The 12,625-nt window shown below is 65.8% G+C and carries 12 protein-coding genes and 1 pseudogene; 3 read left to right on the top strand and 10 right to left on the bottom strand.

The genetic code is table 11. The annotated features are described in order from the left end of the window. Positions 1 to 31: 31 nt before the first annotated feature. The 5 genes from G369_RS0127045 to G369_RS36395 all read right to left on the bottom strand — a co-directional run bounded on the left by G369_RS0127045 (position 32) and on the right by G369_RS36395 (position 4,818). A complete protein-coding gene (locus G369_RS0127045; protein ID WP_019657193.1) occupies positions 32 to 853 on the bottom strand; it encodes an ABC transporter permease in 822 nt (273 codons plus the stop codon). Further along, positions 853 to 1,659, bottom strand: coding sequence for an ABC transporter ATP-binding protein (locus tag G369_RS0127040; protein ID WP_019657192.1), 807 nt, complete (start codon positions 1,657 to 1,659; stop codon positions 853 to 855). Before G369_RS0127040 ends, G369_RS0127045 begins: the two co-directional genes overlap by 1 nt. A gap of 31 nt (positions 1,660 to 1,690) precedes the next feature. Continuing rightward, positions 1,691 to 2,728 carry an adenosine deaminase gene (locus G369_RS0127035; RefSeq protein WP_019657191.1) on the bottom strand — a complete coding sequence of 346 codons (1,038 nt, stop codon included), beginning with the start codon at positions 2,726 to 2,728 and terminating at the stop codon, positions 1,691 to 1,693. A 13-nt stretch (positions 2,729 to 2,741) separates the two neighbouring features. After that, on the bottom strand, positions 2,742 to 3,863 hold the full coding sequence (locus tag G369_RS0127030) for an ABC transporter substrate-binding protein (protein ID WP_244164386.1): 1,122 nt from the start codon (positions 3,861 to 3,863) through the stop codon (positions 2,742 to 2,744). Positions 3,864 to 4,239: 376 nt separating this feature from the next. Then, positions 4,240 to 4,818, bottom strand: coding sequence for a LysR substrate-binding domain-containing protein (locus G369_RS36395; RefSeq protein ID WP_080647913.1), 579 nt, complete (start codon positions 4,816 to 4,818; stop codon positions 4,240 to 4,242). Between G369_RS36395 and G369_RS36390 the strand changes: the two genes are divergently transcribed. Next, positions 4,755 to 5,306 carry an MFS transporter gene (locus G369_RS36390; protein WP_157773794.1) on the top strand — a complete coding sequence of 184 codons (552 nt, stop codon included), beginning with the start codon at positions 4,755 to 4,757 and terminating at the stop codon, positions 5,304 to 5,306. The two genes, G369_RS36395 and G369_RS36390, sit on opposite strands and share 64 nt — an antisense overlap. Before the next feature lie 117 nt (positions 5,307 to 5,423). On the opposite strand, the gene G369_RS0127015 is transcribed toward G369_RS36390, so the two are convergent. Continuing rightward, positions 5,424 to 5,747: a winged helix-turn-helix transcriptional regulator gene (locus G369_RS0127015; RefSeq protein ID WP_019657187.1), complete on the bottom strand. Its 324-nt coding sequence runs from the start codon at positions 5,745 to 5,747 to the stop codon at positions 5,424 to 5,426. A 139-nt stretch (positions 5,748 to 5,886) separates the two neighbouring features. Between G369_RS0127015 and gstA the strand changes: the two are divergent. Then, positions 5,887 to 6,516: pseudogene (gene gstA, locus G369_RS36385) on the top strand (glutathione transferase GstA). 57 nt (positions 6,517 to 6,573) lie between these two features. Here the strand turns inward: gstA and moaA are convergent. From moaA to G369_RS0126990, 4 genes are read right to left on the bottom strand one after another with little or no spacing between them, the layout of a single operon-like run. Next, the gene (moaA, locus tag G369_RS0127005) at positions 6,574 to 7,611 is read right to left on the bottom strand and encodes a GTP 3',8-cyclase MoaA (RefSeq protein WP_019657186.1); all 1,038 of its coding nucleotides are present in this window, start codon (positions 7,609 to 7,611) and stop codon (positions 6,574 to 6,576) included. Then, a complete protein-coding gene (locus G369_RS0127000) occupies positions 7,605 to 8,963 on the bottom strand; it encodes an FAD-dependent oxidoreductase (RefSeq protein ID WP_020723286.1) in 1,359 nt (452 codons plus the stop codon). Before G369_RS0127000 ends, moaA begins: the two co-directional genes overlap by 7 nt. Next, the gene (locus G369_RS0126995; protein ID WP_019657184.1) at positions 8,960 to 9,265 is read right to left on the bottom strand and encodes a ferredoxin family protein; all 306 of its coding nucleotides are present in this window, start codon (positions 9,263 to 9,265) and stop codon (positions 8,960 to 8,962) included. Before G369_RS0126995 ends, G369_RS0127000 begins: the two co-directional genes overlap by 4 nt. A gap of 38 nt (positions 9,266 to 9,303) precedes the next feature. Next, a complete protein-coding gene (locus G369_RS0126990; protein ID WP_019657183.1) occupies positions 9,304 to 11,430 on the bottom strand; it encodes a molybdopterin-containing oxidoreductase family protein in 2,127 nt (708 codons plus the stop codon). Positions 11,431 to 11,609: 179 nt separating this feature from the next. Between G369_RS0126990 and G369_RS0126985 the strand changes: the two genes are divergently transcribed. After that, the gene (locus G369_RS0126985; RefSeq protein ID WP_019657182.1) at positions 11,610 to 12,494 is read left to right on the top strand and encodes an AraC family transcriptional regulator; all 885 of its coding nucleotides are present in this window, start codon (positions 11,610 to 11,612) and stop codon (positions 12,492 to 12,494) included. The last annotated feature ends 131 nt before the right edge of the window (positions 12,495 to 12,625 follow it).

Raw genomic sequence — 12,625 nt, 5'->3', positions numbered from 1 at the left:
GGGTTTGGCTCCTTGGTTGGCATGAAGGTGTTCAAGAGCCGCGCGACAGGTCGGTGAACGCGTCGGCCCAGAAGATGGCGCGCCGCGCGATGGTCTTGACCACCGCGTGCAGCACGATCCCGATCAGGGACAGGACGATGAGGATGGCGAACATGCCCGCCGCATCCATCGAGAAGTTGCGCTGCAGGATCAGGTAGCCCAGCCCCGCCTGCGCGCCGACGAACTCGCCCACGATGGCGCCGATGACGGCGAGCACGATGCCGATGTCCAGCCCCGCGAATACGTAGGGAAGGGCGTGCGGCAGCCGGACCATGCGGAACACGTGCCAGCCCGAGGCAGTGAAGGCGCGCATCAGGTCGACCTGGTCGCGCGGTGCCGAGCGCAGCCCCACGATGGTGTTGGCCAGCACCGGGAAGAAGACGATGGTCGCGGTGATCACCACCTTGGAGGTGGTGCCGAAGCCGAACCACAGCACGAACAGGGGCGCCACGGCCACCTTCGGCACCGTCTGGAAGGCCACCACGTACGGGTAGAGCACGGCCTCCAGCACAGCGCTCTGGCCGATCAGCGCGCCCAGCACGAAGCCGGCCAGCGCCCCGGCCGCGAAGCCAGCCAGTATCTCGTAGAGGGTGACGCCCAGGTGCGGCCACAGCTCGCCCGAAGCGAGCACGTCGCGCATCGCGCCGAGAACGCCCGCGGGCCCGGGGAAGATCAGATGCGACACGCCGAAGGCGGACACGATCACATGCCAGAAGGCGATCACCGCGATGAAGAACAACGCGATGAGCGTGCGCCGCCTGGATGGCGCGAGACTGCCCGGCAGGTTCGCGGGGGTGTTGGCGTTGCTGCTCATCAGTCGAGCCCTCCACTGGCGTTCAGGTTGGCCCGGATACCCGACACGTAGGCGCCGAAGCGCTCGGTGTTGATGACATCCAGCGTGCGCGATGGCAGGTCGACCTCGATCACCTGCGTGACGCGACCGGGCCTTGGCGACATGACGATGACGCGGTCGCCCAGGAACACCGCCTCGGGAATGCTGTGCGTGACGAGCATGATCGTGGCGCCCGTGCGCTCGCGCAGCTTGAGCAGCTCCACGTTCATGGTCTCGCGCGTCATGGCGTCCAGCGCACCGAAGGGCTCGTCCATCAGCAGCAGCATCGGATCGTTGACCAGCGCGCGGGCGATTCCCACGCGCTGCTGCATGCCGCCGGAGAGCTCGTTGGGGTACTTGGTCTCGAAGCCGGACAGGCCCACCAGGTTCAGGTAGTGGAGAGCGCGCTCGCGCGACGTCTTCGCGTCCCGGCCCTGGATCTGCGCGGGCACGAGCACGTTGTCGATGATGTTGCGCCAGGGCAGCAGCACGGGCGCCTGGAACACCACCCCGACGTCACGGCTGGGGCCGGTGTGCTCGCGCCCGCCCAGCTCGACGTTGCCGCTGCTCGCGCGCTCCAGCCCCGCGAGGATGCGAAGCAGGGTGCTCTTGCCACAGCCGCTGGGGCCCACGACGGTGACGAACTCGCCGCGACGCACGCGGAAGTCCACGTCCTGCAGCGCGACCACATCGCCGCCATCCTTGGAGCGGAATGTCTTGCGCAGCCGGTCGAAACGGAACGCCGTCGCGACCTCTGGTGCGGCCTGGGCTGCTGCGGCAGCGCTCATGGGGTGTCCTGCTTGCAGATACATGGCGTTGCTATTCCTTGGCTTCCAGCTCAGGCCCGACGGCGCGCGCGAGCCAGTCGTCCACCTGTGCGAACGCGGCCAGGCGCTGCTCTTGCGGGATGAAGGCGGCCTCGAAGCTGTTGCGCGCGAGCTGGGCCAGGTCCTGCCGGCTCAGGCCGAAAGCCTGCTGGCAGGCCAGGTAGTTGTCGTTGACGTAGCCGCCGAAGTAGGAGGGATCGTCGGAGTTGACGGTGACGCACAGGCCCGCATCGAGCAGCCGCTTGAGCGGGTGCTCAGCCACCGAGTCGATCACCTGCAGCTTGAGATTCGAGAGCGGGCACATGGTCAGCGGCATGCGGCGCCGTGCCAGCTCGCTGACCAGCGCGGCATCGTCCACGCAGGCGTTGCCGTGGTCCACGCGCTGCACCTGCAACAGCTCCACCGATTCGCGCACGTAGGCGGCCGGGCCTTCCTCGCCGGCATGCGCCACCACCTTGAAGCCCAGTGTGCGGCAGCGCTCGAAGAAGCGCGTGAACTTGGCCGGCGGGTTGCCCACCTCGGCGCCGCCCAGCCCGAAGCCCAGCAGGCGTTCGTGCCAGGGCGCCAGTTCGTCGAGCATGGCCAGCGCCTCCTCCTCGCTGCGGTGGCGCTGCGCCACCGCGATGAGGCCGCCGGTGATGCCGTCCTGCGCGCGGGCCTCCTCCATGGCGCCCAGAACGCCATCCATCACGGCGGCGATCGGAACACCGCGCGAGGTGTGCCCCTGCGGGCCGAGGAACAGCTCGCAATGCAGCACGCTGTCGGCATGCGCGCGGCGCATGTAAGCCCGCGTCACGTCATGGAAGTCCTGCGCCTGCACCAGCACGCGGCAGCCGTCGTAGTACAGGTCCAGGAAGTCCTGCAGGTCGCTGAAACGGTAGGCCGCTCGCAGCTCTTCCTCGGTGCTCCAGCGTATCGCCACGCCATTGCGGCGGGCCAGGCGAAGGAACAGGTCGGGCTCGATGGAGCCCTCCACGTGCATGTGCAACTCGGCCTTCGGCAGGCCGGCCACGAATTGCTCCGGTGTCATCGCGGTCGCCGGCTCACAGGCCCACGCTGCAGGACCGGGCCGCATCGATGACCGCGTTGCGGTCGAAGCGGTTGATGGCTTCCACGAAGCCCGGCTTGAGGTAGAGCATGGATTCGGGCGGCAGCGTGCGCTTGATCAGGCCGTCCTTGAGCATCAGGTCCTGCATGCGGCCGTAGGCGGTCGGGCTCATCGAGCCGATCAGCTTGCCGCCGTTCATCGTCTGCGCGGCGGACATGGTGTCCAGCTGCGTCTGCAGCAGGGCCAGGTCCCACTTGGCCAGGGTGGCCTCGTCCGCCCCTGTGGGCTTGGTGCTGGGGAAGTTCTTCCAATGGATCTTGCGTGCGCATTCGGGATTGGTCTGCGCAAAGAGCGTGGCCTTGGCCGCCCCGCGCGAAATCGCCTCGACCATGGCGGGGTCGGCGTCGATGGTCTTCTGCATGGTCGCGAAGGTGAAGTCTGGCAGCGCGCGCCAGCTGGGGTCGAAGATCACGCGCATCCTGGTGCCCGTGTTCTGGAAGCCGGTGAGTGCCGAGCCCCAGAACATCAACGCCTGCACGCGGTCCGACTTGAGGGCTTCGAGCGCCGGTGCGCCGGCACCGGTGGCGATGATCTGCACGTCCTTGTCCGGATCGACCCCGTTGGCGCGCAGGTAGCCCTTGAGCAGCGGCATGCCGCCGGTGCCCAGGCTGAAGATGCCGATCTTCTTGCCCTTGAGGTCGGCCGCCGTCTTGATGCTGCTGTCCTGAGGCACGCCCACGCCCCAGTCGATGACGCCCGTGCCCATGAGGCCGCGCACCGCCACGTTGTTCTCGGCGTTGGCCTGGATCAGGCCTGTGGAGTTCACTTGCGCGAAGTCCACGCCGCCGGCCACCATCTGCTGGATGCCTTGCAGCGATCCGCCGGTCGTGACGATCTTGACGTCGTAGCCCTCGTCCTTCCAGTAGCCCAGCGCGATGGGCAGGGTGAGCCATGGGTAGGTGACGTTCACCACCTGGGTGCCCAGGGCGATGGTGACGGGCTTCAGGGGCTTGGCGGATGACTGCTGAGCCTGCACCTGCAGGGCCAACAGGCCGAATGCGGTGCCTGCCGCCAATGCCGCGAGGCGATTCCAACGGGTGCGAAGAGAGTGCTTCATCGAATGGCCTTGAGGGAAAACTTCCGACGAAGGTTATCGATTGGAATGCGCGACTGCAGATCAATATTTAGAAGGAAATGATCGAATAATCAGAGCATTCTTCGGGGCGTTGCCCGCGCAGTTCTGGCGCATTTCGCACCCCGCTCGAGCACGTAGAGGCGCGGATTTGCATGCAGCGCTGACGCGGCACTTGGTTGGTGCGCCAAGAAAACCACAAGGACCTTGTGGCCGGCCACCCCAGAGAGACATACGTCACGCTCAAAGACCTGGCATCGATTGCGTGCCGGGCCGCCAGGACAATTCCGACCGCGCCGCTGAAAAATGCCTCCCGTCCGAGCGCTGAGACGAACGAGCCCTCGGCTGCGATGCTGCGGGCCTACTCTTGGAACGGAAATACGTCGGACAGCGCGGCTGCCTCGCGGGCGAACTGCACGACCAGAAAGTCGAGGAACGCTCGAACACGCGGCGTCATGTACCGCGTGCCGTGCCGCAGGGCATAGACACCCGCTTCGTGTGCCACGTAGTCCGGCAGCAGGATTCGAAGCCTGCCTGCGCGCAGATCTTCGGCCGCATCCCAGATCGTCTTGCGCGCGATGCCGCGTCCTGCCAGCGCCCATGCGCGCACCAGCGCACCGTCATTGCTTTCCCATGCGTCGGCCATCGGCACGGTGTACTGCCAGGAACGGTCGCCTTTGGCGAAGTGGAACTGGTTGAGCGGTCCGCTGGCCGTGACCAGCACGATGAAGCGGTGCTGCCCCAGGTCCTCCGGCGTGCGCGGCGTTCCATGGCGGGCCAGATAGTCGGGCGAAGCGCACAGCACGCGGCAGTTGGGTGCCAGGCGCCGTGCGATCAGGGCGCTGTTCTCGGGCTGCCATCCCGGGCGTGCGCCCCGTGCTGCTCGTCGTGATGCTCTGGATTCTTGCGCACTACCTGTTCTACACGTACATCGCGCCATTCCTCGCTTCCGTCGGCCTGGCGGACCGACTCGATGCGGTGCTGCTGATCTTCGGGCTTTGCACCATGGCGGGCCTGTGGGTGGTTGGATGGCTCATCGATCGATGCCCGCGCGCACTGCTGCTTTCTTCCCTTTGCATGTTTGCGGCCTCGGGTCTCGTGTTCGGCCTCTGCGGTTCATCGGCTGCGGCAATGCTGGCCGGCGTTGTGCTCTGGGGACTGAGCTTCAGCGGAGCGCCGACGTTGTTGCAGACGGCCTTGGCCGACGAGGCCGGCAAAGACGCGGATGTTGCCCAGTCCATGCTGGTCACGGTCTTCAACCTGTCTTTCGCGGGCAGCGGCCTCCTCGGCGGCGTGCTGCTGGAGACGGTGGGCAGCTTCGTGTTTCCCTGGATGCTCACCGCGCTGGCGTTCGCCGGATGGTTCATCGCATGGCGCGGCCGGAGCCGGGGATTTCCATCCGGGCGCCGGCGCGCATCCGAGGGTTGAGGGACGCCCGTGCTTGCGGTTGCGCATCCCTGCGCTCCGGGCAACTGCCCAGCGACGCCTCGGTGCGGGTCAGGTGCGCGCCACGGCGCAGGCCACTTCAACGGAGCTTCGATGAACTCAAGCCTGCGCCTTTTGCTTCAGCCAAAGCCCGAAGTCCATCATCACCTTCACGACGGGCTTCAAGCGCTCACCGTCGGCAGTCAGCGCATATTCGACCCTCACAGGTGCGGTGGGATGCACGGTGCGCTTGACCAAGCCGGCCTCCTCGAGCGCGCGAAGGTCAAGGGTGAGAGAGCGCTGCGAAATACCGGGGACGTCTCGCCGCAACTCACTGAAGCGCTTGGGCCCGTCGACGAGATAGGACACGAGAAGGAGCCGCCATCTGCCACCCAGGAGGCGCATGGCTTCCTCCACCGAACACCCCGTCACGTTTGCTTTCATAGCACGTCGTCCAGAAAAGGGCCGTCGGTATACTTTTTTAGCCTACGTGCAGTTTTATTGCCTTCTTCCAATTTTATCCCTGCGCCATAGCATGGCCCGGCGGCGCGCTTCGACGCCTATCACATTGGAATGAACCTGCATGAAGCTTTATTACATACCCGGGGCCTGCTCGCTTTCGCCCCATATCGTCCTCAATGAACTGGGCTTGGAAGCCAACTTGGTCAAAGTGGACTACAAGACTCACAAGACCGAGGACGGCCGCGACTTCCGCGAAATCAGTCCGTTCGGCTATGTCCCACTCCTGGAGCTCGACGACGGCACGGCACTGCGCGAAGGCCCTGCCATCGTGCAATACCTGGCCGACTTGAAGCCCGAATAGGGCCTTGCACCGATGAACGGCACCATCGAGCGCTACCGCCTTCAAGAATGGCTGAGCTTCCTGACTTCCGAAATCCACAAGGGCTTCATTCCGCTCCTGTACCCGGTGCTTGCCGGCAAATACGTGGAAGCCGTCAAGCCGAAGCTGGAGAGACGCTTCAGCTGGATTGACGAACAGTTGGCTGGCCGCGACTACCTCATGGGCGACAGATTCACCGTGGCCGACGCCTACCTGTACGCGCTCGCTGGATGGGGCCAGGCACCGTGGCTGGCATCCGTCTACAGCGCCGACATCCATTTCGACGGCCTTGGCAACCTCGAAGCCTGGTATGTCCGCATGCGCGAACGACCTTCCGTCCGCAAAGCGCTGGACACGGAAAGGCTGAAGTAGCTTGCGCAGGATGCCGAGCATGCAGCAACCTTGGGATCAGGAACGACGAGGCAATGCCTACCCGCCAGTCGCGGACATATGGCGGATCAGCTTGACCGGCAAGACGCGTCCTTGAAGCGAGAAGTCGTGTCCCTTGGGCTTTTGCTCCACGGCATGCCCGATGGCTTCATACAGGCGCGCCTCGCTCATCGAGTTGCGCAGCAGCTTTCCGAGATCGACGCCGTTCTCATGCCCGAGGCAGGTATAGAGAGTGCCGGCAGCCGTCACACGGACGCGGTTGCAGTCGCCGCAGAAGTGCGCGGTGAGCGGTGTGATGAAGCCGACGAGGCCGCCGGTTTGCTCGACCCTTGCGTAGCGCGCGGGGCCGCCGCTGCGATCGGCCACGTCGCTCAGAGTCCAGCGCCTGCCGATCTCGCGGCGAAGCGCATCCAGCCCCAGGAACTGCTCCGTGCGGTCGCAGCCTGTCTCGCCCAGGGGCATGGTTTCGATCAGCGTCAGGGTCATGCCGCGACCGTGCGCAAACTCGATCAACTCATGGATCTCCAGGTCGGTGACGCCGCGCAGCGCGACCGCATTGAGCTTGACGGCAATGCCCGCGTGCTGTGCGGCCTCGATGCCGTCCAGCACCTTTTGCAGCGCGCCGCCGCGCGTGATCTGCGCGAAGCGCTGCGGATCCAGGGTGTCGAGCGAAACGTTCACCCGCCGGACGCCCGCCGCCGCGAGGTCCTGCGCGAAGTGCGCCAGCCGCAGGGCGTTGGTCGTCAGTGTCAGCTCGTTCAGGGAGCCGTCCTTCAGGCAGCCGGACAGTGAACGGAACAGCTCGATGACGCCCTTGCGCACCAGGGGTTCGCCGCCGGTGATGCGCAGCTTTCTGACGCCGCGCGCGATGAACAGGCGCGCGACCCGGTCCAGTTCCTCGATGGAGAGCAACTCCGGGCTGGAATGAAATTGCATGTCCTCCGACATGCAGTAGACGCAGCGCAGGTTGCAGCGGTCGGTCACGGACAGGCGCAGATAGCTGATCCGCCGCCCCAGACTGTCGGCCAGCGGCGCCACGGAGGGCACCAACGCAGGCCGGCGCAGCTCCATCAGCATGGAAGCTCCTCGCGCGCCGCCGCGTAAAGATGCTCGAGCGACACGAATTTCTCCCTGGGCTTGCCGAGCCTGGCGCCGCGCGCTACCTCGGCGGCATTGATGCGTGCCCAGTCCTGGAAGTCGATGTACTTCCCGGCACGGTGCGTGGGCCCGATGATGCCAAGGAGGGGATGTTCGGTCGCCAGCGTCCGATGCGCCAGGGCAGGCAGGTCGGCCAGCACCGCCGCGGCGGTCTCGTGGCTGCAGGCGCGGTTGGTGCCGATGGTGCCTTGCGGCCCGCGCTTGCTCCAGCCGCATACGTAGAGACCGCTCACCAGCCTGCCGCCGTCGACGACGCGGCCGTGGAGATTGGCGTGCGTGCCCCGCCCATCGTCGTAGGGCACGCCCTCGAGCGAGCAGGACCGGCGTCCGATGCTGGAGAACACCAGTCCGCAGTCGATGCCGACGGACTCCGGCTCCGCCGCCCAGCCGCTCGGCCTGCCGAAACGAATACGCTCGACCGAAGCGGCGCCTTCGATGCCTTGCGGCTCCAGGTGAAAGCGGAACACGCAGCGCTTGTGTTGTTCCCTGGCAGCGCTGACGCATGCCAGGCGTTCCAGCATCGCGATGGCCGCGGCCTTCTCCGCATCCGTTCCGGCGGGCAGCGCAAAGCTTTCGGTGTGGATGTCGGCTGCGTCCACCAGCGCCTCGCATGAAGGAAGCTGGGCGATCTCATGCAGCTCCTTGGGCGAGAAGCGGATATCGGCAGGTCCGCGGCGCCCGACGATGTGCACTTCGCGAACTCGGCTGTGAGCCAGGGCCTCGAGCGCGTGCGCCGCGATGTCGGTGCGGCGCAGTTCGTCCACGCTCTTGAGCAGGATGCGCGCGATGTCGAGCGAGACGTTGCCCTGGCCGACGATCACCGCGCGCTCCCCGGACAGGTCGAAGTGCCGGTTCTTCTGGTCCGGATGTCCGTTGTACCAACCGACGAAATCGCTGGCCAGGTGGCTGCCAGGCAGGTCTTCACCCGGAATGCCCATGTGTCGGCCGAGCGGTGCGCCCGTGGCCAGGATGACCGCGTGGTAGCTCGCCAGCAGATCGTCGACCGACACGTCCGGGCCGAGTTCGAGGCCGCCCACGAACCGAAAGCCGGGCATCGCCGCGATGCGGTCGAACACGGCGGTCACCTGCTTGAGCTTGGGGTGGTCCGGGGCCACGCCGTAGCGCACGAGGCCGTAGGGCACAGGCAGGCGCTCCAGCAGGTCCACGCGCATCGGCAGCGCCGAGCCCAGCAGGCGCTCTGCGGCGTAGAAGCCGCTGGGTCCCGCGCCCACGATGGCCACCCTGAAAGGTGAGGTGCCGGCATCACTCATAGCCCCAACTCCGTTCGTCGCGCTTCAGCGGTGGGCAACGGCGGCAGGCGTTCGGCGATCACTGGCGTCTCGGCCGAGCGAAGCCTGTTGATCTCGATCCACGGCGCCTTGTCGGCAGGAAGAAGGAATGAGGCCTGGATGGCGCCCACCGGACATGCGGTGGCACAGCCGCCGCAGTCGATGCAGTTCTCCGGATCGATGTAGGTCATCCGCTCATCCATGTGGAAGCAGGTGACAGGGCAGACGGTGACGCATTCCGTGTAGCGGCACCCGGTGCAGAGGTCGGTGACAACGTAGGCCATTTGCGTGAAAGAACAAAAGATGGGAAGGAGGCGCCTGCTCAGAGCGCGACGACCTGCACCAGCGCGTCGGAGAAGGTCGGCGCGCTGCCCAGGTCGGCGAAGGCCAGGGGCGTGAGCGCGTGCACCGTAGGGCCGGCGCGGTTCGAGCGGTGCCAGTAACCCGAGGGCGCCATCACGAGCCCCGGCGAGACGTCCGCCGAGACCGTGGCCTTGGCCTCGAAGGTGCCCCGATCATTGAAGACCCGGATCGGCGTCCCGGCGGTGATGCCGCGTGCACTCGCGTCGTCTGGATGCAGCACCACCATCTGTTCCTCGCCTGCCTGCGCGCGCTGGGCCGGCAGGTTGCCGTAGTTGGAATTGAGGAAGGCGTGGCTCTTGGGCGAGATCAGGCTCAGGGGATAGCGCTGCGCCAGGGCGGCCGCGGTTGCCGGGCTTTCGTTCGGCGCGATGTAGTGCGGCAGCGGGTCCACCGGCTCACCCGACTGCTGGCCGCCGAAGCCCTGCCTGAAGAGCGGCGCCACGAAGTTTCCGCCCGCTGCTATCGACGACTTGAATTCGCACTTGCCCGAGGGCGTCGGGAAGTTGCCTTCACGGTGCGGCGCCCAGTCGTCGGATGCAGGCATGTTCAGGCGCATGAAGCCCTTGCGCTTCAGCTCCTCCAGGGTGATGCCCTCGAGAACCGGGCTGCTCCAGTCCATGGAGGCCTCGATCATCTCGTCGTCCGACCGGAAGAAGAACGGGTCGTCGATGCCCAACGCCCTGGCCAGGCGCCTGAAGAGCTCGGTGTTGGACACCGCCTCGCCCAGCGGCTCGATGGCCTGGTTGTTGTACGAGAGATAGAGATGGCCCCAGGAGAACATGATGTCCTTCTGCTCGAGCTGCGTCGTGGCCGGCAGCAGGATGTCCGCGTAGCGTGCGGTATCGGTCATGAAGTGCTCGCTGACCACGGTGAAGAGTTCGTCGCGCGCGAGACCCCGTTCTATCCTTTCCTGGTCGCTGACCATGGCCATGGGGTTGGCGTTGTAGACGAACAGCGAGCGGATCGGCGGGTCGAGCGGCATGTCGCCCGTGAGCGCCGGGCCCAGGCGCCAGGAGTTGATCACCCGCATCGATTCGGGCTGGAGATCCGGGCGCATCAGCCCCGGCCAATTCACCGGAAAGGCCCAGATCGGCAGTTGCAGCAAGCCGCCGCCCACATGCTTCCAGGCGCCGATCAGCGCGGGCAGGCAGGCGATGGCGCGCACCGTCTGTCCGCCGCCTGCATGGCGCTCCACCGCGACGCCGATGCGCACGACCGCGGGGGGCGTCGCGGCGTATTCGCGGGTCAGCTTGAGGATGTCCTCCACGGGAATGCCGGTTTGCTCCGCGGCGAATTCCGGCGTGTACGTCTCCACGCGCTCGGCGAGTTCATCGAAACCCAGTGTGTGCCGCTCGATGTAGTCGCGATCGATCAGGTTTTCCTTGATGAGGATGTGCGCCATCGCCAGGGCCAGCGCGCCGTCAGTGCCCGGACGGATGGGAATGTGCCAATCCGCCAGCCGCGCGGTGCGCGTGCGCACAGGATCGATCACCACCAGCTTGGCGCCGTTCTTGCGCGCCTGCTCGATGAACGGCCAGTGATGCGAGTTCGTGCTCAGCGTATTGCAGGCCCACAGCACGATGTACTTCGAATGCACGAAGCTCTCGGGGTCCGCGCCCGGCGTGTGGCCGATGGTCATCATGTAGGCGGTGCACGAGCCCGAGTCGCAGAAGGTGCGCTCGCACACCGTGGCACCCAGTTTGTTGAAAAGGGGGTCCCCCACGTTCAGGCCGTTGAGGATGCCCTGGGTTCCGAGGTAGCTGTAGGGCAGGATGGACTGCGGGCCATCCGAGGCGATGAGCGCCTTCCAGCGGATGGCGATTTCGGATAGCGCCTCGTCCCACGAGATGCGCTCGAACTTGCCGCTGCCCTTGGGTCCGCTGCGGCGCATTGGGTAGAGCGATCGCTGTTCGCTGTAGGTCCGGTCCTGGTAGTTGTTGACCTTCACACAGAGGCGCCCTCGCGTGAAAGGGTGATCCGGATTGCCGCGCACCGCGATAGCCTTGCCATCTTCGACAGTGGTCAGGATCGAGCAGGTATCGGGGCAATCGTGGGGGCAAGCGCCCACGACAACGTGTCGGGCCATAGCGTGTCCTTTCTCTCCGGTGCTTTGATGCGATTGGCGTTACGCAGCAAGTCTGGCGAGCAAGGGGCCGTGGCGCCTTATCCGATTACGACCTTTACTTTTCCTGGGGTGCGAATGATGATTCGGCACGCTTCTTGCGCCTGCCAACTGCAATCAACCTCTTGAGTCGGCCTCGCACCATGTTCGCGCATTCGTTGGACAAGTACGTCAACAGCACGATGCGCCAGACCTCCAACGCGCAGGGCTGGTCGAACATCCTGGCTGAGCGCTGGAGTCATTCAGCAGGCGAGCTTCCGAGACTGGTGCCACGCGACACCGAGGTGGCCATCCAGTTGAGCGGCCGGTCACTTGTCGATCGTGCGGGCGGTGGCCGGCGCGAGCACACCCATGGCCACCGCGGCACCATTTGGCTTTGCCCCGCAGGCGTCGAGGAGGAGTACATCAATGTGGCTGAGCCCATAGGCGATTGCTTGCATTTGTTCCTGCCCGGGCGGCCGTTCTCCGATATGGTTCAGCGTGAGTTCGACATCGATCCGGCGCGCGCCGGCCTGCGTTACCAGGCGATCGACCACGATCCCTTCGTGAGCATGATCGCGGACCAGATCGTGGGTGAACTGTCCAACGAGACGGGCGTAGGGCGGCTGTTCGTCGAGAGTCTCTCGGTGGCGCTCAGCGCTCACCTTTTGAAGAACTATTCGGAGCTGGGGCTGATCCGGCCGCCAGCGGACAGGACGGCCAAGCCGTTGGACAGCCGGCGTCTGTCGCGTGTGGTCGACTTCATTGACGGAAATCTCGACCAGGACATCACCGTGCTCGATCTCGCAGGCATTGCCTGCATGAGCGTGGGCCACTTCACACGCAGCTTCAGTGCGGCAACGGGGCGGGCGCCACATGCCTTCGTAGCCGAGCGGCGGCTCGTGATGGCGAAGCGCCGTCTGCGCGACGAAAGCTGCTCGATCGAGGAGATCGCGTTTTCGGCGGGCTTCTCGTCTCTGGCCAACTTCTCCAAGGCCTTCCGTCATTCGACCGGCTTGTCGCCCAGCCAGTTCAGGGCCCGCTCCTGAACGCGCAGCGCGCGCAGAGATGGCCCGAGACTGACTTGCATCTCTGTCGCAATCCCGAAATGGAAGCAACTGCTTGACGGTGGACGAGGCGAAGCGTAGCCCCGGCCCCGCTCCCTGGGCTTGGGTGCGGA

It is taken from the genome of Variovorax atrisoli 110B (assembly GCF_000382045.1).
Taxonomy (GTDB): domain Bacteria; phylum Pseudomonadota; class Gammaproteobacteria; order Burkholderiales; family Burkholderiaceae_C; genus Variovorax; species Variovorax atrisoli.
This window is presented reverse-complemented; position numbering and strand designations above follow the sequence as displayed.

Coding starts and splice junctions, on each gene's coding strand:
- G369_RS0127045 (WP_019657193.1), bottom strand. CDS start 853: ATGAGCAGCAACGCCAACACCCCCGCGAACCTGCCGGGCAGTCTCGCG.
- G369_RS0127040 (WP_019657192.1), bottom strand. CDS start 1,659: ATGAGCGCTGCCGCAGCAGCCCAGGCCGCACCAGAGGTCGCGACGGCG.
- G369_RS0127035 (WP_019657191.1), bottom strand. CDS start 2,728: ATGACACCGGAGCAATTCGTGGCCGGCCTGCCGAAGGCCGAGTTGCAC.
- G369_RS0127030 (WP_244164386.1), bottom strand. CDS start 3,863: ATGAAGCACTCTCTTCGCACCCGTTGGAATCGCCTCGCGGCATTGGCG.
- G369_RS36395 (WP_080647913.1), bottom strand. CDS start 4,818: ATGGCGCGATGTACGTGTAGAACAGGTAGTGCGCAAGAATCCAGAGCA.
- G369_RS0127015 (WP_019657187.1), bottom strand. CDS start 5,747: ATGAAAGCAAACGTGACGGGGTGTTCGGTGGAGGAAGCCATGCGCCTC.
- moaA (WP_019657186.1), bottom strand. CDS start 7,611: ATGCTGATGGAGCTGCGCCGGCCTGCGTTGGTGCCCTCCGTGGCGCCG.
- G369_RS0127000 (WP_020723286.1), bottom strand. CDS start 8,963: ATGAGTGATGCCGGCACCTCACCTTTCAGGGTGGCCATCGTGGGCGCG.
- G369_RS0126995 (WP_019657184.1), bottom strand. CDS start 9,265: ATGGCCTACGTTGTCACCGACCTCTGCACCGGGTGCCGCTACACGGAA.
- G369_RS0126990 (WP_019657183.1), bottom strand. CDS start 11,430: ATGGCCCGACACGTTGTCGTGGGCGCTTGCCCCCACGATTGCCCCGAT.
- G369_RS0126985 (WP_019657182.1), top strand. CDS start 11,610: ATGTTCGCGCATTCGTTGGACAAGTACGTCAACAGCACGATGCGCCAG.